The sequence below is a fragment of the Dysgonomonas massiliensis genome (assembly GCF_900240225.1).
Taxonomy (GTDB): domain Bacteria; phylum Bacteroidota; class Bacteroidia; order Bacteroidales; family Dysgonomonadaceae; genus Dysgonomonas; species Dysgonomonas massiliensis.
The window spans coordinates 51,940-73,835 of sequence record NZ_OEPV01000013.1 but is presented as its reverse complement, the minus strand read 5'-3'; the positions used below and the strand labels follow the sequence as shown (position 1 = coordinate 73,835).

At 35.5% G+C, this 21,896-nt stretch carries 16 protein-coding genes and 1 riboswitch; of the genes, 2 read left to right on the top strand and 14 right to left on the bottom strand.

All coding sequences use genetic code 11. The features are described from left to right. Positions 1 to 5: 5 nt before the first annotated feature. From cobU to C1A06_RS12955, 8 genes are read right to left on the bottom strand one after another with little or no spacing between them, the layout of a single operon-like run. The gene (cobU, locus tag C1A06_RS12990) at positions 6 to 515 is read right to left on the bottom strand and encodes a bifunctional adenosylcobinamide kinase/adenosylcobinamide-phosphate guanylyltransferase (protein WP_101690647.1); all 510 of its coding nucleotides are present in this window, start codon (positions 513 to 515) and stop codon (positions 6 to 8) included. Then, positions 512 to 2,332: a precorrin-4 C(11)-methyltransferase gene (cobM, locus tag C1A06_RS12985; protein ID WP_101690646.1), complete on the bottom strand. Its 1,821-nt coding sequence runs from the start codon at positions 2,330 to 2,332 to the stop codon at positions 512 to 514. Before cobM ends, cobU begins: the two co-directional genes overlap by 4 nt. Before the next feature lie 2 nt (positions 2,333 to 2,334). After that, complete coding sequence (gene cbiE / locus C1A06_RS12980; protein WP_101690645.1) at positions 2,335 to 3,519, bottom strand: precorrin-6y C5,15-methyltransferase (decarboxylating) subunit CbiE; 1,185 nt, start codon at positions 3,517 to 3,519, stop codon at positions 2,335 to 2,337. Then, complete coding sequence (gene cbiB / locus C1A06_RS12975) at positions 3,516 to 4,466, bottom strand: adenosylcobinamide-phosphate synthase CbiB (RefSeq protein WP_101690644.1); 951 nt, start codon at positions 4,464 to 4,466, stop codon at positions 3,516 to 3,518. Before cbiB ends, cbiE begins: the two co-directional genes overlap by 4 nt. Continuing rightward, positions 4,457 to 5,461, bottom strand: a complete 1,005-nt coding sequence (locus C1A06_RS12970) for a threonine-phosphate decarboxylase (RefSeq protein ID WP_101690643.1) — start codon at positions 5,459 to 5,461, stop codon at positions 4,457 to 4,459. Before C1A06_RS12970 ends, cbiB begins: the two co-directional genes overlap by 10 nt. Then, positions 5,454 to 6,944: a cobyric acid synthase gene (locus tag C1A06_RS12965; RefSeq protein WP_101690642.1), complete on the bottom strand. Its 1,491-nt coding sequence runs from the start codon at positions 6,942 to 6,944 to the stop codon at positions 5,454 to 5,456. The genes C1A06_RS12970 and C1A06_RS12965 overlap by 8 nt, the downstream gene beginning before the upstream one ends. A gap of 2 nt (positions 6,945 to 6,946) precedes the next feature. Then, on the bottom strand, positions 6,947 to 8,356 hold the full coding sequence (gene cobJ / locus C1A06_RS12960) for a precorrin-3B C(17)-methyltransferase (RefSeq protein ID WP_101690641.1): 1,410 nt from the start codon (positions 8,354 to 8,356) through the stop codon (positions 6,947 to 6,949). Continuing rightward, positions 8,338 to 9,837, bottom strand: a complete 1,500-nt coding sequence (locus C1A06_RS12955; RefSeq protein WP_101690640.1) for a PepSY domain-containing protein — start codon at positions 9,835 to 9,837, stop codon at positions 8,338 to 8,340. Before C1A06_RS12955 ends, cobJ begins: the two co-directional genes overlap by 19 nt. 162 nt (positions 9,838 to 9,999) lie before the next feature. Next, positions 10,000 to 10,195: riboswitch (cobalamin riboswitch) on the bottom strand. A gap of 117 nt (positions 10,196 to 10,312) precedes the next feature. Between C1A06_RS12955 and C1A06_RS12950 the strand changes: the two genes are divergently transcribed. Both C1A06_RS12950 and C1A06_RS12945 read left to right on the top strand, forming a co-directional pair. Continuing rightward, positions 10,313 to 11,611, top strand: coding sequence for a cobyrinic acid a,c-diamide synthase CobB (locus C1A06_RS12950; protein WP_101690639.1), 1,299 nt, complete (start codon positions 10,313 to 10,315; stop codon positions 11,609 to 11,611). Positions 11,612 to 11,617: 6 nt separating this feature from the next. Then, a complete protein-coding gene (locus C1A06_RS12945) occupies positions 11,618 to 12,190 on the top strand; it encodes a cob(I)yrinic acid a,c-diamide adenosyltransferase (RefSeq protein ID WP_101690638.1) in 573 nt (190 codons plus the stop codon). Positions 12,191 to 12,409: 219 nt separating this feature from the next. Here the strand turns inward: C1A06_RS12945 and C1A06_RS15025 are convergent, their stop codons facing one another. The 6 genes from C1A06_RS15025 to C1A06_RS15370 all read right to left on the bottom strand — a co-directional run bounded on the left by C1A06_RS15025 (position 12,410) and on the right by C1A06_RS15370 (position 21,888). After that, positions 12,410 to 12,589 (bottom strand): hypothetical protein, encoded by a 180-nt coding sequence (locus tag C1A06_RS15025; protein WP_145996409.1) that lies wholly within the window; start codon positions 12,587 to 12,589, stop codon positions 12,410 to 12,412. A gap of 240 nt (positions 12,590 to 12,829) precedes the next feature. Further along, positions 12,830 to 14,467: an SWIM zinc finger family protein gene (locus tag C1A06_RS12940; protein ID WP_101690637.1), complete on the bottom strand. Its 1,638-nt coding sequence runs from the start codon at positions 14,465 to 14,467 to the stop codon at positions 12,830 to 12,832. 5 nt (positions 14,468 to 14,472) lie between these two features. Next, entirely contained in the window at positions 14,473 to 17,796 is a 3,324-nt protein-coding gene (locus tag C1A06_RS12935; RefSeq protein WP_101690636.1) for a WGR domain-containing protein, read from the bottom strand. Positions 17,797 to 17,814: 18 nt separating this feature from the next. Then, positions 17,815 to 19,347 (bottom strand): reverse transcriptase domain-containing protein, encoded by a 1,533-nt coding sequence (locus tag C1A06_RS12930; RefSeq protein ID WP_101690635.1) that lies wholly within the window; start codon positions 19,345 to 19,347, stop codon positions 17,815 to 17,817. Between the two features lie 523 nt (positions 19,348 to 19,870). Next, positions 19,871 to 21,736, bottom strand: coding sequence for an alpha-L-fucosidase (locus C1A06_RS12925; protein ID WP_101690634.1), 1,866 nt, complete (start codon positions 21,734 to 21,736; stop codon positions 19,871 to 19,873). An 8-nt stretch (positions 21,737 to 21,744) separates the two neighbouring features. Then, positions 21,745 to 21,888, bottom strand: a complete 144-nt coding sequence (locus tag C1A06_RS15370; protein WP_145996408.1) for a beta-galactosidase small subunit-related protein — start codon at positions 21,886 to 21,888, stop codon at positions 21,745 to 21,747. Positions 21,889 to 21,896: the final 8 nt, after the last annotated feature.

Here is a 21,896-nt window from a genome sequence, read left to right as displayed (position 1 = left end):
ATATATTATTTTATTTTCATTGGTATCCCCGAAACCATTAGATAGACATCATTTGCTTTAGATGCAATATATTGATTGAACCATCCTTGTAGATCGGCAAATTTACGTTGAAGTTCGTTCTGTGACATTTCGCCCATACCTATTTCGTTGGTTACAAAAATGAAATGTGAATTCTGTGATGTGAAGGCATCAAACTCTTTTTTTAACTCAGATAGAGCTTCCTCGACATTAGAATTAAGGTCGAAAAAGAAATTCGTAGCCCAAAGGGTTATACAATCAATAAGAATTATTTTTCCTTCAAGATTATACTTGCTAATATGTTTATCTTCTTCAATATTTATCCATTCAGGTCCTCTGTTGACTTTATGTTTCTCAATACGTTTCCGATGTTCCTCATCCCATACTCGGGAAGTAGCCATATAAATAGGATTGGAATCCAATGACAAAGCCATTTGTTCGGCAAATCGACTTTTCCCGGAACGTTGGCCTCCTGTGATTAATATTATTTTTTTCATTTACGAAACAGATGTTTAAATTCATGTGCATATAATCGCGATAAGCCGTGACGATTGTCAATAGCATCCCCTACGACAATCATTGTTGTCAATGTAAGATTGTTCTCTTTTACTATTTTAGCTAAATCTTTCAATTCTCCACGATAAATTTGTTCGTCTTTCCAAGTCAGCTTATAACAAGCAGCCACAGGTGTTTCAGGGGGATAATGCTCTAACAAATCTTTCTGAATATCATCTACAATAGATGCACTGAGAAAAATGCACATCGTACTCTGTGATCTAGCTAAAAGATGTAACTTTTCTTTTTCGGGCATTGCTGTACGTCCTTCACCCCGTGTAAGAATTATCGTCTGTACTTTTTCGGGTATCGTAAATTGAGAGCGTAATGCTGCTGCTGCTGCTTGAAACGATGAGATGCCGGGAGTTATATGGTACGACATATTGTACTGATCGAAAAAAGCCATTTGCTCTTGTATAGCGCCATAGATACAAGGGTCACCCGTATGAAGACGTACAACTAATTTACCTTGATCATAAAATTCTTTCATTATAGCGAATTGTTCCTCTAAATTCATAGAGGCAGAACTGCGAACGACAGCTCCTTCTTTAGCACAATAAGTCAGTTCGATTGGGACTAAACTTCCTGCATATAAGATTAAATCGGCAGCTTCAAGGAAATTTCGTCCTCTTACCGACACTAGATCTGGATCACCAGGTCCGGCTCCAACAATTTCGATATGTCCTTGTCTGATGAAATCTCGATTAATAGCTACTGCGAAAGTAAAATCATTGCCTTCACTAAGTTTACCTTTTTGCTTCTCGATAATCAAATTTCCATGATTTGCACTTCTTATAGCCGAAGACTCAGAAACTCCTCCAACGGATGTTACTGACTCCACTTTCTCGGACGGATTAGGAATATCAATATCTTTCAAGTTTTCGGCTGTATAGATATTGATTGGGATATTTCCAAAACTTTCCTGAATATCAAGAAGGAGAACCTCATTTTGTTTTATATCGATAGTTGACACATCTTTGATTGAATGCCAATCAATATTATTCTTTTTCAACTCTGTTTTTATATAATCGCTTATACCTGACGGATTACAGTCTTTTCGGCATCCGATTCCTAAATGTAAAACTTTAGGACGATAATAAATAGCTTCTAACTTGTTTTCAATATAGATATTAGGTGTTACAGCAACTAGTAGTTGATATTTATTCTGATCGATATCTTCGAACTTGTAGAATACATCTACGTGATCTGGTTTAGTCTTTTCGAGATATGCAGTACCACTATCTTTTATATCTAAAAGTAATGCCGTTGGTACACGATTAACAAAAGCAATGAGCGGTTTATTAAAAAGCTTGGCATTTGTCTCTGTATACCAATCGAACTTTTGTCCTAATGTATCAAGTGCCCAGAGATTTGTATTATCGCTTTGCGTTGTAATAACAGCTTCAGCTCCAATTGTACGTGCAATCTTTTCGGTCAATTCGTTTGCTCCACCAACATGCCCTGATAGTACCGAAATAACATATTGCCCCGTCGTATCAATATTGATTACAGCTGGATCAGTATATTTGTCTTTTATATAAGGAGTTATCGAGCGAACGCATATTCCCATAGCACCAATAAACACAATGGATTTATATTGATTAAAAATATCACTGACACATTCACCTATTGATGTAATACGTATAATATCAGGGTTTTCTACCCGAGAGTATATATCTACTCCAACAAACTCGTGTTTAATAATACTGGCTATGTTAAGACCTAGCTCCGATGTCAATATTATTGCTATTTCTTTCATATTTACTTTGTGGCTTTCATTATTTTAATCGTGTTGTAATCATTTACTTTGATTGATATTGTTTCATCCAGATTCAAATCACTATCCTTGATAACCGACTGGAAAAGCTCAAAACTTTCATCCGATACGGAATTGAAAACAATTATTCCATTGGGTAACAAAATATCCTCAATTTTTTTTATTATCTCTTTCATCTTTCCTCCGTGACCGCCAATAAAAATGGCATCTGGTCGAGGATAAGATGAAATATCTGCAGTCGTGAAGTCCCCTATATAAAAATCTAATCCAGGCGTTCCGAATTTTCGTGCGTTTGCTTCCAACAGCTCTCTTCCTTCTTCTCTTATCTCGAAAGCAACAATATTGAGATGTGGGAATTGCAACTTTGCTTCGATGGATACAGAACCTGTACAGAAACCAATATCCCACAACGTACTCTTTTCTCTAAGCTCAAGCATACTCAACGATAGTAGTCTGATAGGCATTTTTGTTATCATCTTGGCTCTGCCATTCAGCAAATTAAAATCAGATTCGGGAATGCCAAAAGAACGTTTTCGACTGTTAGTCTTACGTAGAATAATATTATTCGGAAAAGCAAACTCTCGATTTACAACATCAGCAAGCTTTAAGGTTGATACCTTTTCTTCTTCATTATTACCCAACAGTTCTCCTACCGACATAGTATAGTTATCATAACCATAGTCAATCATGCGTTGTGCTATCGAAGAGGGAGCGTGCAATTTATTATCTGTCAAAATACCAATCATATCATACCCCAGAATAAGGGCTTCGTCGAACTTGTGCCAAGGACGCCCCGTAAGTGATACAATATGCATATCCTGATAGGGCAATAACAGACGATGAGCTAGTAATTGCAATGAATTGAAATACGGATAAACTACTAATTCAGCCTTCGGCATTTTGCGCTGTATGGTATTTGCAAATCCAAAGAACAAAGGATCGCCCGATGCAAATACAACTACATCATCATGCTCTTTATATAATCCGAAAACCTCATCAAGTGGTACTTTTATTTCAATCCATCTATAATTTTCAGGAAGCAAATCTTTTACAATCTCATGATGGCGTGCCCCTCCCGAAAAAATACGATGTGTCGATATAACTTCATTTATTTTTCCAGGAAAATTTTGTTCCTTATTATCATCTATCCCTATTACGTAAAATTTCATCTGAGGATTATATCTAAGGTTAAACAATAACATACCACAACCAAAAACATAAGTAATTCGGTTCTTTTATTTATCATAATAGCAGTCTCCATATCGCTTGAGTCAAGTATCTTGTCTTGCTCTCCAATATATGGCTTCACTACGATTTTATCCAAATAAGTATGAGTTCCGCCAAAGCGACAATTCAGAATTCCTGCTAATGCTGATTCTGGATAACCAGAATTGGGGCTTAGATGCTGATTGGCATATTTTCGAACAAATGAAAAGAGATCGATTTTACCACTCACAATAATCATTAAAAAGGCAGTCAATCGCGCCGGAATATAATTCGCTACATCATCAATTCGAGCAGCCCAACAACCAAAATCTTTATATCGTTCGTCCTTGTAGCCGATCATCGAATCAAGTGTATTAATCATTTTATAGGCAAACATTCCAGGAACGCCTAATATCATAAACCAAAATAATGGAGCAATGACTCCATCGCTTAAATTCTCTGAAAGAGTTTCCAGTGCGGCTGTACGAATTTGTAGCGGAGATAATTCAGATGTATTACGACCAACTATACGACCAAGCTGTTCTCTTCCTTCCTCTACCGAAGAATCTAAAGCAACGAAAACCTGTCGCACCTCGTTTATTAGAGTTTTGCCAGCTAAACAATAGAATACAATAATTGCAGATATGACAATAGTTATGTAAGGATGAATGCTGGATGTCCATCGTAATAGGAAATAGATAATGGAAAAACTGCAAATAATGAGTATTATAGCAAATAATGCCCCTTTCAGTAACCTATATTTACCTTTGTTTAATATCTTTTCGCCCCACGAAATAATTTTACCAAAACCAACTATTGGATGAGGTAAATATGGCGGGTCACCCAAAATAAGATCTGCAATCCATCCCATAATCAACGGAACGAGTACATATAATACAGTTATATCCATTCTCTGAGGGCTTTAATTAGTTGTTCATTCTCGTCTGGCGATTGTGTAGCAATACGGAAATAATGTTCATTGAGTCCTCTGAAATTAGAAGCATCACGAATTAATATACCGTATTTTTCAATCAACCACTGCTTCAAATCAGAAGCCTTTTTATCATTAAGTCTGCATAAGAAATAGTGTATCGGACTAGGCACTACTTTTAAACCTTGGATATTCGCTAACTCACACTGCAATCTTTTCGATTCAGATAAATGTTCTTCAACATTGATATGTTCCGATTCGTTACTGATCAGATATTTTCCTCCTTCGATAGCCAAAGTATTTACTGACCAAGGCATACGATAAGTGTTTACTTTTTCAATTACTGAACTATGAGCCGTTATGTATCCCAAACGTAAGCCCGGAATTGCATACTGCTTTGTCATTGAGTGTAGTAGGACTACATTTCTATAAGTAATTGTTTCTTGAATACTTAATACTCGCAAATTCGAGAATGAAGCGTAAGATTGATCAATAATAAATAAAATATTGGGATGGTTTTCGATCACTTGTATCAAATACTCGGCATCATAGATTCTACCATCAGGATTATTGGGATTGCAAAGCCAAACGATATCTATATTATCTTCAATCTGATTCAGGTCTTTGTAATATCTTAACTGATGTCTGTTGATACAGCAAGCATCTTCGTATTCGCTAAATGTAGGAATAACAATGGCTGAACAACTGTTTTGATAAGCTTGAGCCAATAAATATATTGCTTCGGTCGCTCCATTTGTAACCTGAATATTTTCAACTTTGATATGATGTTTCTCTGCTAATAAAGTATTCAGAGAAAAGGCGTCTGGTTCTGGATAAGAGTGTACTTTACGGAGTTGCGAACACAGAAAATCATGCAGGGCTGACATATCCTGTTTTACATAGATATTTGAACTGAAATTAATCAGAATTTTATCTTTATATCTGTAGATATCATCTCCGTGTCCGTTAATCATTGCTGCTCATTATTTTGTATATCAAATCCATATCTACATGCTTTCTGACATGATCAGCAAGCTTATCATACTGTTCTTCTTTGAAAGCTTTATAATCAAACGATTTGTTCGAAAGTTTATCTGAATAAGGAGCCAGTAGATAATCTATCACAGTTTGATTATCCAATATCCCATGAATGTATGTCCCAAAACATTTATTGCTTGCAAAGTACCCATCTAACCTACCATCTTCTAGAATATTAACTGGAGAACCTTTTGCTCCTTTTACCGGTACAGTCACTCCCATATGGATTTCATATCCGCTACATGCAATATCTGACTGCATAAAAGAAAATTGAACTTGACATGTTCTTTTTTCTCCCTCGATATTGGTTGTCGTAGGTAATAGTCCTAAACCAGGGAGTCGTTCTATATTTCCTTCGATGTGCATCGGGTCACAAACCTCTTCTCCCATAATTTGATAACCACCACATATACCAACTACGGTAGCTCCTTTTTTGTGAGCTCTAATTATACTTTGCGCCGCACCATTGCGTCGTAATTCATATAAATCGGAGATCGTACTTTTACTTCCCGGTATAAGTACAATATCAGCTCGCTCAATTTCCTCTATATTGTTTGTATAATACAGATGTACACGAGGATCACGTTCAAGAATATTAAAGTCCGTAAAATTGGACATATGCCGAAGTAATACGACTGCAATATTTACTTTGCTTTGAGAAGCTTGTATATTTTTAGAGTGTAATGCAACAGAGTCTTCTTCCTCGATATGAATATCCTTATAGTATGGAACAACCCCTATCATGGGGATATGACACAAATCTTCCAATATCCTTATGCCCGATTCGAACAAACGAATATCCCCTCTGAATTTATTAATTAAGATGCCTTTTATGTATTTTCTTTCCTCGGGAGGAAGAAGCATGATTGAACCATATACGGACGCAAAAACTCCTCCACGGTCTATATCAGCTACAAGAATCACATTAGCATCAGCATGTATAGCCATCGGAATATTAACTAAGTCAATATCCCGCAAATTGATCTCTGAGATACTGCCAGCTCCTTCTAAAACAATTGGGTTGTATTGTTTTTCTAATCTATCGAAAGCATCATTCACAGCTTTTCGTAGTTCATTTCTACCTTCTTTGCGAAAATATTCATAAGCACTCTGATTTCCTGACGGCTTCCCATTCAATACTACTTGACAAATCTTTTCGCCCGATGGTTTTAATAGCAAAGGGTTCATATCGGTATGACATGCAATTCCTGCTGCTTCGGCCTGAACGGCTTGCGCCCTCCCTATTTCAAAACCTTCGGGAGTAGCATAGGAGTTGAGCGACATATTCTGAGCTTTGAATGGTGCAGGTGTATAGCCATCTTGCCTAAAAATGCGGCAGAATGCGGCAGCAATAACACTTTTTCCGACATCGCTCCCCGTACCAGCAAACATAATAGGTTGTAACTTCGTTTTGCGCATTGTTATAGATCTCTACCCGGTTTTAATTGTATAGCATCGTCATATGTTAAAATAGAGTTGACTAACGTCGCAGCAAGATTGCTTCCTCCTTTTCTACCTTCGACAATCAATTTTGGTATCTTCTTGAAAGGTTTAGTCATGTGTTTAGACTCTCTAACATTAACGAAACCAACTGGAGCTGCAACAATTCCTATTGGACACGCTTTCTCTTTGCGGATCAATTCACATAATTCGATCAACGCAGTAGGTGCATTACCAAATACATATAAAGCATCGGGATGTTCTGTTACAGCAAGAAGTATTCCAGCCTGAGTACGTGTGATGTCTTTAGCCTTTGCCAAGTCAGTAATGCGATCATCGTGCAAATAACATTTAACCTCGATACCCAAACGCTCTAAAGCTCCTTTACGAATACCAGCCGCAGCCATTGTAACATCCGTAATAATTGTTCTTACTTTTCCGTTGGTAAATTCTGTATAAATATTTTCTACAGCTTTTTCGTCTGTGTACAGAATATCCTCCATATCAAAATCGGCTGTTGTATGTATTGCATGCAATAAAGCCCATTTCTTATCCAACGGAATATCTTTATTTTTAAGTTCGCTCTCTATTGTCCTAAAGCTTCGGATCATTATGTCCTGACCGATTTTCACTTGTTCATCTCTTGTTTCACGATAATATCCACGAGGCGTAACGATATGGCTATTATCATAAATATATGATTGAGAATTGCCAATTATAACAATCGTAAACATATCTATTTCTTCGGGATCGAATTCAGCCAAAGTGGTCACTTTTATTTCTTGCTCTTCACGTCCTGCTTGACGAATATAACCAATAGGAGTATCCGGCGAACGTTCTTCTAAAAATAACTCAATCAAACGGTACAATTGCCAATAACGTCCTTTGCTTTTTGGATTATAGATTGCCGTAACGAAATCAGCTGATGCTGCAGCAACAATTCGTTTCTCTATTTTATCCCAAGGAGTCATCAAATCAGAAAGTGAGATAATGCAAAAATCGTGTCCTATTGGAGCTCCCAACAAAGCGGCTGCCTTCTGGAAAGCACTAATGCCTGGAAGAACTTCAATTTCGATATCGCTCGTTCTTTCCTTCTTCATTTCGAAGATCAGAGGAGCCATACCATAGATGCCCGAATCACCCGAACTGATGACACATACTATTTTACCTTCTTCTGCATGATTGAAAGCCTCTTCAGCACGCTCTCTTTCTTTTTTCATGCCAGTGTCTATACATTTAGCATCTGGTCTTACTATTGATTCTACAAACTGAAAATAGTATTTATAGCCGACTATTACATCAGCTATTTTTATTGCATTTAGTACTGCAGGAGTAATATCATCTTCTGACCCGGGACCTATACCCGCTACAATTATTCTACCTTTTGACATTTTCTGTTTTTATTTGAAGAACAAATTAATCTTTTTATTTTTCTAAGTTTTCGCTTATAATATCGAATTCCAAGCCACACTCCGGTCAATGACACACATGTACATCCTAAAGCCAGTGTCCATACTACAATTGTCCAAAGTATAGGTCGATCAATTAACCATTTGATATGGAAATAATGAAGCCCGAAGAATAGCCATTTTCTCACTTTACGATTATCATTTACGTATTTATAATCTCCATTCTTTGGATTGATATAATAAATACTATTATCAGGATCTGGAACGGTCACTTTATAGACCGGCAGAGCTAAACTTCTTGTCCATGGTATATAATAATTTTCGTAATCCGAAATGGTCTCTATAGCGAAGTCAACCTCTCCATGGTTGTGATAAATAACTTTTTTAATATCTGCTTCTGTAAGATTTAGTTCTTGCATTACAGAGGTTGAGGCATCAAATGACACCTGTTGATTTCCAATGACAACATTATAAACAGGCTTGCCTTGGAAATAGGACCATTCAATTTGTTTTACTTCATCATATTGTTTCAGTATATCCTTGTGATCAAGTATATATTTGTCAAAACTTATTGCTTTACCTTTTATACCCATAGGAATAGGATTATGAGTTTTTGCCATCCATTGTGGTACTTTCCTTAAAGAGAGTGCACCACTTATAGACCAGGTGATGATGAAAAAGCCAAAGATGATTCCTAGTATATGATGCCATCGATATGCTTTTCTTTTATATGGGGATTGAATTCTTCTTTTACGTCTATATCTTCGTACACATGCATCTATTCCGACATAGAGTCCGGTTATACCCACCAATAAGCTTATTAGAGAAAGTACAGTTACTGTATCAGCCCAGACACGAGTATCTTTCCTTAGAGCTGGAATGTAAAATTTATGAGGTATAGCTCCTATATAAGCCCATGCTCTTTGTGAAAAAGAAGTAAATTGCTGCACTTCTCCAGTTCCAGATGAAATATAGAGTTGGTGTTTTTCTTCATCATTAAAATGTACCTTATAGATAGGCAACTCTTTCATATATCTGTTATACATAATCCAGATATCTCTTTCAACTAAAGTGTCTATTTTAGATATCGAGCCTTGACTCCATTTGCTAGCTATGTTTTGGATGCTATTTATATCAATACGTATCTCAGATCGAGTACCCTCGGCCGATAGCTGGTAAAGTCTTTTATCTGTTTTTATATTATATCTAGCTTGACCTTGGAATTGCTCTAATGTTATTTTTTTAATCTTCTCGTTTGCAGCAATTCTTGATATGCTATCAATAATATTAACCGACAGATCTTTTTGATGAATAGTCTCTAGATTTGCATACTTTTGCTCATTAGTTACGTTTGGAAAAGGATGATAAATAATAACTAGTCCTGTAATAAACCACATAGATAACAGTAAGCAAATAATAAATCCAAAAAAACGATGGAGCGAATAAAATAAACGTCTTATCATAGCCTTAAAGATTAGGAAGTTCTTCACAAGATGTTTCTAAACAACAATCAATAAAGCATACGTCAGTTAACTTGACAGCTACACAAGGCAGCGATGTCCTAAAATAAAATTTCATTAGATGAAAAATACAAAAGTTAATAAATCACTTCCTGACCCCGGGAGTGTATTAATTATTACTAGGCAGGTTTCCTGACTTGCTCTATCTGAAATGCCTTCCCATTCTTCATTGAACAGTGGCGATAGTAGTTTTCAGATATCTATTGAGCTTACAGTAGCGGGCACTGTCTCGGATTTTAACCGAATTCCCTTTTATGTATTCAACGAATGTTGATATACATCACCTAAGCAATGCAAAGTTAATACTAATTGATAATATAAGTTCAAAAACTAATAAGATTATTTGAAGTACGAAAATTTTATTTAAAGATTCACTACTAAATATCTTTCATATATTTGTTCTCAAAAAATATATGTTATGCCTACGATTTCCAATTTTATAATAGCAGCTCCATCATCTGGTACAGGGAAAACGACTTTAACTTTAGGCTTACTGAGGGCTCTAAAAAACAGAGGAATGAATGTTCAACCGTTTAAATGTGGCCCGGATTATATTGATACAAAGTTCCATACGATGGCTTCAGGAAATGATTCGGTAAATCTAGACTTATTTTTATCTTCCAACGAACATGTTGAAGCGTTATATAATAAGCATATGCAAAAGAAAGATGTAGGTATCGTTGAAGGGGTTATGGGTTTATTTGATGGCTATAACAAGATGCGAGGCAGTAGTGCTGAGGTAGCTGAGGTATTGAATATCCCTGTGATATTAGTCGTTAATGCCAAATCTGTAGCATATTCTGTAGCTCCTCTGATTTATGGATTCAAAAACTATTATAAAAATATAAACTTGGTAGGGGTTATTTTCAACTTCGTTGGCTCCGAAAGTCATTATAGCTTTCTGAAAGATGCATGTCTGGATATAGGTGTAGAATCGTTAGGGTATTTACCGAAGAACGCAGAGATAGAAATACCTTCTCGACATCTAGGATTAACATTAGATGAAAAATACAGGTTTGACGACTTTGCGGATAAAGTAGCTTCGATAGTAGAGCAGCACATCAATATAGATAAATTACTAGACATCACTCGATCCGAGATTAATTCTCTGAAAGACAGTACATCCGTAACGTATTTACAAGAGATAAAAATAGCTGTTGCACAAGATGAAGCTTTCAATTTTGTGTATCACGAAAATATTGAGACACTGAAAGAATTAGGGACAGTGTCTTTCTTTAGTCCACTGCGAGATAATGAATTACCTGATGCTGACTTTGTTTATCTACCAGGAGGATATCCTGAATTATACGTAAAACAGCTTAGTGAAAATATAAGAATGATAAATAGCATAAAGCAATATGCTGAATCGGGAGGTAAAATTCTTGCCGAATGTGGAGGTATGATGTATTTATCTTCTTTTATCATTAGTGATAATGGAACTGCATATCCTATGGTAAATATTTTTAGGCAAACAGCTACGATGCAGCAAATGAAACTAAAACTTGGCTATAGACAATTTTGCTATAATGAAATGGAATTCAAAGGGCATGAGTTTCATTATTCCGATATCAGCAATGAAAATGATAGCATTGCATCCATTTACAACGCAAAAGGCGCAGAGGTCACGACCAAACTACTGCGATACAAGAATGTTATTGCTGGCTATACTCATATCTATTGGGCAGAAAACAAAAATATACTGGATTTATTCAAATAAGAAACTATGAAAATATACACAAAGGGCGGAGATAAAGGGAAAACAGGTATTCGTGGAGGACAACGTGTTGACAAGGACGATATTCGCATCGAAGCAAATGGATGTTTAGACGAACTGAATAGCGGGATAGGTGTAGTTCGTTCTTTCTTACCTACGGATCATGATTGGCATGAGCCACTGTATCACATACAATATCAAATGATGATGATCATGTCGCAAGTTGCTACACCCAATGCGATCAGAGAAGATAATCCTAATAAAATAGATGATAACATTGTCCAGTTCTGTGAAGAATGGATAGATCGATTGACCGCGAAAATGGGGAAAAGTGAATATTTTATTTTGCCTGGAGGTAGTGCTATTTCAGCACATCTACATTTAGCACGAACAATAGCCAGACGAAGTGAACGCCGACTATGGACTTTACACAAATCCGATCCGCTCCCTGAGATTATTTTAAAGTTTATCAATCGTTTATCTGATTTGTTATTCACTATGGCCAGATATGATCTCTTTAACTCGGGTGACAAGGAAGAAAGATGGAAGCATTTTTTATATAAAAGAAAGATTGGGGAATAAATTTAATATATTAGTGAGTCGTGATGAAACTGTAGAAAATAATCATGGCAGAATAGAATGCGTTAATAAAAGGTAACTAATTTGATTATAAACTTGTTACGATAGCTGTGTGTCGATAGCTACGGAGAAATTTCAACCTTAATTCTCTCCTTATCTCAAATTATTTGCGAGCAACACTTAAAGATTGGAAATCTAGGTTGTAAATAAATTTTTCTGTACTTAATCCCTATTCAGATTGGCTAGAGCGGATTTGGATTCGATATCAAAAGATTCGAAAAAGGATAGATAACGATCACCTTCTTCGACAATCGGATAAGCTGCATTGTGATGCTTTAAATTGAAAATTAGAATCTGTGTCCATTCAACCAACTGAAGGCAGAGCCTACAAAGCAGTTTCACAAACCAAATGAAATTTTGTACCTATTTTTCAAAGAGAAAGAGATCGAATTCTCTTATGAAGTATTCAGCTCCGATTCGTACATATAGATCTCAAATAGCTATCCTTAGAGAATGGCTTTTGTTAAATAAGAAAGATCATATTTCAATTATCCAATTTAAACAAGTTATTGCAAATGAATTTTGAATTTTCTATGGCTGATATACACATTTGTTTGAAGACATAGACAGTCTATGTCTTCTTTAGTTTTTTGCTGCTAATATACGCACCGCTAGAATATGCTCACAAGGTCCTTTTTTCAATTTATTACCTTTATAAAAATCACACTCGCACGTGCCATCTACCAATCGTTGATCTTTATCAATAAGAGCGGATACAGTGTATCTTTTATTGCCTTCTTTGACCGATCCATTTATAGATAGATAGTCTGTTTTAATTTCGGTTTTTATCTTAACATAATCTTCGTCAATAAGTTCATTTGCAATCCGTTCTTTTTCGCTGCCAAAACGTAAAGTTTTCATATCTAATGGTTCACCCGATAACTCACGAACTCTATAAACATTCAAACGTGGATCGTAAATAACCTTTCCTGCTTGAGCGAATGAAGTTAAAGATGAAACTATAACAGAGGAATCCAAATCTAATCTTTTAGCCAAATTATCAGAAGATTCATACCATGTTTCTTTTAACGTATCAAATATAGTCTGCTGAGTTGCAAAATCTACATTCCCACGAGGAGCCATCAAGTCGAAATTTCCTGCTCTGCTCCAATCATTAGCAGTCCACCCAGATAATCCTAAAGTAAAGGTCATATCACCTAAATCTGCTAAGAAAAATGAAGGAAGTCCTGAGCCAAGGAGCATTACTTTAAAGGATTTGGTTATAGGCAGTAATCTTTCTAGAATTAATAACCTTCTTCGTCCCCAAATTCGTATTGTTTTCGCTACGTTACCCGTATAAACCGAACGATGGAATGTTACTGTTTCGTACCAAGGTTCGAAAAGAACTTTTATCGGCTGTCCAGGTTCTAATATAAAACGTAATGCACGAGGGCCTTCTTTTTCCTTAAATCGTCTGAGATACTGACAAATGGTATAAATATCCATAGGGTGAAGATTAAAGATCGTTGCAGGCAGAGTCATAGCAGCACTCACTTGCAAAAAACCTCTAACCCACGAGTCGGGTAAATCTATTTTCAATTCTTTGTAATCATTTTCGTTGGATGTTTGAACTTCGAAGCCAGAAGGATCAATTTTGAAATCTGTGTCCTTATAATCTCTTATCTTTTGAAATTCTCCATATAGCGTTGCCGAATAGTCTATGTTAGTCGTTCCACACTCAAACTCATTAATTTCTTTAAAGACATTATAATTACAGCTCAATTTACCATAGGTAGATTCATCTTGGCTGAAGCATTCAAAGAATAATTCATCTGGATGTATTGTTATTACAGGATCTAATACGAACCAGGCATCACGATCATTGTCATACAAGTATTTATAATACTTAGTTCGTGCATTGTAGAAAGGTGCAAGTACCCTCCTTTTCTCTTTGTATATACTATCTAGTTCCTCTTTCAAGTCTGTAATTCGTCTTCTGACCTCTTCTATTTGAGATTGAGCAACATATTCGCTAAGCCATATTTTTTCTTGCTCTGCAACCCATGCCAAATACTCAGTTCTATCTTTAGGCTTAAAACGTAAGTCAGACACAACGACATCATGCAACGCTGATATCGCTTCTCTGAAATTTATCTTTCGATTTAGCTTACCCACAAAAAAAGTAGGATGGCGCAATGTATCCGGAGCAAAACTCATTGATGTACTTCCGGATGAACTATTGATAGATGTACTGCCTTTATATTTATAATCGAATAACATACTGATTAATTTTTAATGGATAAATGCATATCCAGGTGTGGATAAGTTCTTTTGATACGAGTTAGAATATGGATGCAAGTACTCTTGTCTTGAACTGTCGACTGTGCCGATATATCATCCAGAATAGGGAGAATAATAGTTGCAGACTCTACTGATGATAGCGCTTCGGCTTCTAAGAATCGAAATATTCTATTTTTGGCTACTCTAGCCTTATTAACTCTTGTAAGTATCGACCTAAAGTAATATTCTAATCCAGCTACTACATCTGGTTTACCCCCTGCATATTTTGTTAAATAATTGGTTACAAGAGACTGGATATTCATACTTGGATGTTGGCTTAGTTTAGTCAGATATTCCAATCCATTCCTGTCATCAAAGTACTTCGTGATTAACTCTCTTCCAAAATTTTCCACATCATTTCGGATAGAGTCTGTAATACTAATAAGAGTGTCAGGATCCCAGTCTTGTTCCTCAAACTGAGAACTGAAATAATGAAAAGCAAATTCACGAGTATCATCCCATTTTGAATCGAGAATACCTAAAGATTTATCTTTTTCATATTTCATTCGAGCTAGATTTTCTTTATAATATCTCCAACTCCATTGGCGTACAGCAAGTAAATCGTGACTTGCCAGTGCTACAATCTGCGATATAGTAAATTGCGAAGATTGCGCATAATTTCTAAGTATTTCATATCCTAGCAACTGGCAATCTCTATATTGAGAGAATAGCAATTTAGTCAGATTCCGAGGAGAGAGGCCACTATTCCAGAATGGTTTCAGTTTTTCTTTAACGAAAGTTATAATCAACGTATGAGCTCCTTCAAATGTTTCTTTACGTACAAGAGAATAAACTATTCGTTCTATTGCAGCATTTCCAGTCGAAGGTTTACTATCTATTACCTGACTTATAATAGAAATTGCTTTCTCTACAATATCCTTATATGGATTTTCTGATATAATACCATACAACAGAGATGTATTTGTTTCAAAGTAATTAGTAGTATAAAGATTGAGTAGACGAATGCCATTCTGCCTTACTTCAATTATATTACTTTGCAGATACAATTGAGTCAGAGAGAATGGAATTTCTGAAATTGTTTTATCAGATACTTTCTGAACTGTAATATGACTAGCCAATAGAATATTGGACTCCAGTGGAGATAATACTAATTGCTCTATTACTTTCCAGCTTATATTTTGCAGATGATTTTGGGCAACAATCATGATTCGGTTGGCAACAATATGAGCATTTTTATTATTCTCGTCTGTATTTTCCCACTGAATCATATCAATCACCAATTTTCCAATAGAAGCTTGTATGCGATCTTCTGTCAATGGTGTTTGTTTCAATAAATCATCTATCCATATTTTTACGTTATTTTTCGAATTTAGAATTAGTGCTACCGTAAAATTCAAATTATAAAAATAGGTACTTATATTTTGTAATATTTGTTTTTTAGCCCATTCAATAGCACTTTCATTATTACTATTCAAGACTAAAACGACTTTCTCTGGATCAGAGATATACTCTTGCTCTTTCTGTAGCAATGCTTCATATCCAAATTGAGCAGGTATCTCGAAATCACTCGTCAGTAAATGAATTATTGATTCAGTATCTAGCCGAGCAATTAATTGATCAAGATCAGGCCTATTTTTTAGATTATCATATGCAAACTGATGAATTAGATTCATCTTTGCTTGCATCAACAATTGTATGTATGCCTGAGGCATAGCGTCCCACAATTCGGGATAAAGTTTAGAATCTGTTGTATGAGTGGGTTCATTAATCACTGGATCTTCTATAGGTTGTGGCTCTAGAGTAGGAGAGACCTCTTTCTTTCCGAATAGTCCCTTTACAAATTTAATAGCCGAAGACAGTCCTGATTCGTTTTTGCTCTGAATAGGTAAACTATTCCTATGTCCGTCAGTTCTGACAACATCTCTAGGATCGTAATAATAGCGGTCGCTTTTTACAGTATATTTATCTATAATATATGTCAGATTTTTTTGAAGTATGCGTTTAGCATCATTCCCATAAAGGATATTGGTCAATAATAGAGAGTTGAAGCATTCAGGGAAAATACCTACTGTAAAATAATATTTTCTATCAGAATAATTATATCTTCCATACTCTTCTAATGGTCTTTCTTCTGCTTTACGATAATCATTCTCATGGTATTGTAGAAGCAGAGAAACTGCTAATCGTAAATATTCTTCAGCATTTCCACTCTTGCCAGCAGATATCAGTGTGTTTAGAGAGTTACGCTGAAAATAGGCTTTGGTGAATTGTGAGAAAGCAAGGTTACTATCAGCTTGTTTCAATTCTTTACCGACATTCACAACCTTATCAAATATACCTATGTATTGGCGAGAGCTGCTATCTAGCGATTTCGTTCTATTAAACATCTGTTTTTCGCGTTCGAAACGATAGCTTAACTGAGCCAAAGTTTTATAGTCTTTCCTTATTTGTGCTAATTTGTAGATGGAACGAATATATTTGAAATATGGAGGTTTCAACTCCCATGTACTAATAACAGTTTGCAAAATAGGAAGTAATTGCCTTTGTACACGTGTCAACAAATAAAGATCAGAGAAATACCTTACATTTCCATTTTTAGAATGTACTTTCAAATCGACTTCTAAAGCTTCTAAATTATTAGTCTCAATATCATATTTCACATCGAAAGGAAGCTTCTCCATCAATAGAGTGGTAATTTCTTTGATTGCTTCGTCGTCATCTGTAATAGAAATCCATCCTTCAAATGCGATGTTTCTTATATATGCCTTTTGTTTTGTTGACAGCGCATAACTCTTGAATAGAGGCTCAGCCTCTTTGGGTCCGAATTTGATCAATGTCCATAATGATGCATAAAGTTGCAGATCATCACCTCTGGATGCCAATCTAAGAACAAAAGGAACTGCTTCGTGCATATCCAGCTCTGCTGCTTTCCATATCACACGACTTGTTCTCCATTTACTTTTGAAACTATCTTTTTTCTCAACTGCATCTTGCAAACGAAACATTATCGTCTCTTTCTGAGAAGTAGGCTTATCTATACTTATTTGAGGTAATTCTGAAAAAGTTTCAGCTTCGGATTGATATCCTTTCTTCCTTTTCTCGTTCTCCAAAGCTGAAAATATACTTTCAGCCTTCTCAGCAGATACTGCTTCAGAGGTTTTAGTTCCTTCTTTTAAGTTTGAACCTCGCCTTCCATACCTGAAATTAACGAGATATTCAGTTTCGGATAATTGACATAAGTCTATTTCATATACCTTATCCGAATTTCCTTCCCTAAAAAATAATTTACTTTGTTTTATTAGTTTCATTTCTCTATCGGATATAGGTTATAAAATATTCCACCAGTTATTATCTTCGGTTTGCTTATCTTCTTTACTCGATTTTACTTCTTGGATAGGTTTTTCCAATTCTATAGACTGATTCTGTTCCTGTATAGAAGAAATAGTTTTCTTCACTTCCATTTCGGGAAAACCGTGTTTACTGATTATGCGTGTTAGTTGTTCTTCAAACTTCAGTCCTTTATCAGGATTGATCATTTTAACAAAACTAATATACCCTTTCACCGAGAGTGGTAGATTTTTACTATGACTCCAGTGCTGATCTTTCCAACCATTCGCTTCTATGTTATGTAATAATGCTCTAAAGCGTCGGTAATTATCTCTAGGAATGTTCAGCTTTTCATTTACTACAATTCCTGTTACTCTTTGCTGACGACCTTTACGCATGATTGAGGTCTTTTCAGGATTTATGGTCAATCCTTCCGAGCGAATAATTTTCTCTAGGAAATAGAGTAATCCTGCTATATTCTTTTCTGCTTTAGCTGCTGCTGAGAACGTTAAATCGTCAGCATAGCGTGTATAAGTAAAATCGTACTTCGATGCTAAACCTTGTATTTTTTTATCCAAGCGCCACGCAATTAAATTACTGATAGCCGGACTAGCTGGCGATCCTTGAGGAAGTACTCTTTCCGAATTCTGAACATAATAATCAACCCCATCCATCTGCACTTTATCACAAGGAGTCTCTGTACATATTAAGGCAAAGATTGTAGCTAGTTGTTCAGAATAACCCAGCTTGGAGAATAAGCCTTTTATTCGTTTAAAAGTAATAGTAGGAAAAAAGTTTTGTAAATCTATATTGATTACAACATCTTTTCCCACATGAGGTAGCGCATTTGTTTGAATCGATTTCCCTGCAATAAATCCATGTGCATGTTCTCCCGGAGGAATAACTTCAAGAATGTTATGTAACACCCAATATTGTAATCTTTTTAGCTTACTTTTGGGGGCTGATATAATGCGTGTCCCTCCTGATTTCTTAGGAATAGAAAAAGTATGATAATGTGTCTTTTTAGAAACTTTACGATGGTATAGTAAATATCGTATTTCGGAAAGACTAATTTCCATACTTTGAGCAAGATGTAAGATGTTTTTGTAAATTGGTAATTTATATTTGGTCAAAGATTCGACATCAGATTTTGTATTATCTAATCCGTATGATACGTCTTTTCCGAGATAGATAATCTGATTCTCTTGCAGCAGTTTCCAATTTGCAGCTTTTTCAAGTCGTTTCTTTTTATTTGCTTCTTTAGTCTGAAGCCTTTTCTCTTTAGCCTTTTTCATGCGATCTTTGCGCATCTCGGCAAGGAGAGCTTCTTGATTTTTAAACTTTTTGTCTAGTTTTTGTAGTTCGGTCAATTCTTTGTTTATCTCAGTCTCTCTTTTTATAAGATTTTCTGGCAACGTAGGTTGTTCTTTATCCCAGAACCCGAGACGTTTCATCTCTTCCAAAACATAACTATCCTTGCTGCTGCTCTTGATTCGAAGATAGATCTGTTGACGTGTGAGTTTTAGTGTCATGGTATTGTGTAATAAAAATTAAAAAGCCCCATTTCATTCAATAAACAGGGCTTGTGAGGGTAAGCATGCTTCGTATTTTCTTGGGACTACAACAATCAACTCCAGAGAATGGTACTATACGTACCATTAACTCGCAACGAGAGGAGAACTGCTAATGGTACGTATAGTACCAATTCTCCACCAAAAGATTGCAGGTAGTGCTGAATGATAAATATTGCTCATTGATGACGAAACATCATCTTTTTCTTATTCAGAAAAGCAAGTATTTTCTTAACCTCTACTTCTCAAATGTATAAATTCTTTCTTATTGTACCAACTATATTATTAAAAATATGTCCATATAGTTTTCAATTTATTACAAATACTTATACTAAATATAGATACTATCTTTCATCTAGTATCTCCTTTTAATAAACTGTTCGGTTTGCACAGACTAATTTTGTAATAGCTAAGACTTAATCTGACAATTGTAGTTTGTCTATGATTACTAGACTAAGTCTTAGCTTTTGCTGGATAGTTATCCTTAATAGATAGGTTTTAAAATTCCAAGTTCGCTAATAGATATATATTCCTTATCATTTATTTCTCTAAGTGATTCAAGTTTAATATATCTTGTTTTATAATTGGTCTTAAATCGGATAAATTGTGTCATCGGATTGTTTTTTATATTGCTAAACTCTCCGTTGTCAATAATGCTTATCCATTCTTTCCCATCATTACTTATACAGAATTTATAATTGTATATTGTACCTGTTTTGTCGGAGTCTAAAGTCGGAGTATAGGTAAATCCTCCGATTTCTTCTACTTGCCCCAAATCGATGATAATCGGAGACAAATGGCTTTTCCATGAAGTCTCTGTATTATTGTCAAATATTGTATTCTCAACTTTGTTTGGGCTAATAAGTTTCCATTTATCTGTAGAGATTTCATTCAAAATTTGAGTTGTATTTTCTTGTTCAATCTCAGGGGCAAGAAAAGCACCTACATTTGAAATGTTGACTTTATTACGACTTTGCAATATTGTAATCCTTATTTTATCGCTTTTTATTTTATCGAACCTAAACATGCGTTTATAACCAATGGTTGTTCCTTTTGCTATTTCAATCCATCCGTTATCTGACAGAGCTTCAATTTTAAATTCCTCCATGCGTTGTCCTTTCAGGATGTCTTCTTGTAACATCAACACATTGAATTCAGAGCCGTCTTTTAGATTATACTCTCTGCTGTCGCCTATGTTTCCATTCCATAGCTTATTTCCATCAATTATATAATTATCTTCAAAAGTTATTTTTATATATTGAGATAATTCCTTTAAACGTTGCACATCATTTTCGTGGATTAAGCCTCTATTATCAGGTGGTATGTTTAGTAATAATACAGAATTATAGCCTACTGATTTGAAATAAATGTCTACTAATCTTTCTAGAGAATGAACCTTTTTATCCTCTTGGGCATGATAAAACCATCCCGGGCGGATTGAGACATCTACTTCTGATGGAAACCAGAATAAATCAGTTGCGTTTTCCAATAAAGACCTGCTTCCCAAATCTTTTGATAAAGCATTTACGTCTAAATGTGAGTTGATATTTCCTTCATAAGCATTAGGTTTGAGTACTGTTGCACTCCATTCTGTTTCTCGACCTAAGCCTTTTTCGTTTCCAACCCATCTAACATCACCCCCCATTATTGCAGTTACAGCCTGAGGTTGTAATTTTTTTATGGTAGCCAGATACAGCTGCCAGTCATAAACCTGTTTCTTGCCATTAGGTCCTTCTCCATTAGCTCCATCAAACCAGACTTCGTATACAGATCCATAATTTGTAAGTAGTTCTGTTAATTGATCAACGAAAAATTGGTTGTATTCTTCTGTTCCATACGATTCGGCATTTCTGTCCCATGGAGATAAATATACCCCGAAACGAAGGCCATATTTATCACAAGCGTCTTTGACAGCTTTTACTACATCTCCTTTACCATCCATCCATTTCGAAGAGGCAACAGAATGCTTTGTAGTCTTAGTAGGCCATAGGCAAAAACCATCATGATGTTTAGCTGTTAATATGGCCATTTTAAAGCCTGTCTCTTTCAGGTTTTTAACCCATTGTTCGGCATCAAAATGTGTTGGATAAAACATACTTGGATCCTCTTTCCCATTTCCCCATTCCTGACCATAGAATGTATTGATACCGAAATGTAAGAATGCAGTAAGTTCCATTTTCTGCCATTCGAATTGCTGAGGACTAGGGATTAGCCTTGAAGAAAGATCTATTTTATCTTCTATCGAAGCTCCTTCAGGAAAGGTAATGTGTTTTTCAAAATGCTTCTCTTTACAAGCAGACATTACAATAATAATGGCGCTTAGTATTAAGTAATGAGCTTTATTTTTCATGTTTAAATTTAATTTTTATTTATAGGGTCTATTTTAAATTCGATTTGATAGTCCTTGACTGGTACAAGATATTGTGATAGCACACCAAGCCCAGACGTTATTGTGCCTACTCCCATTTGTTCTATATCGAGATGGAGCGTTAAATTTCCCATTTTCTTTA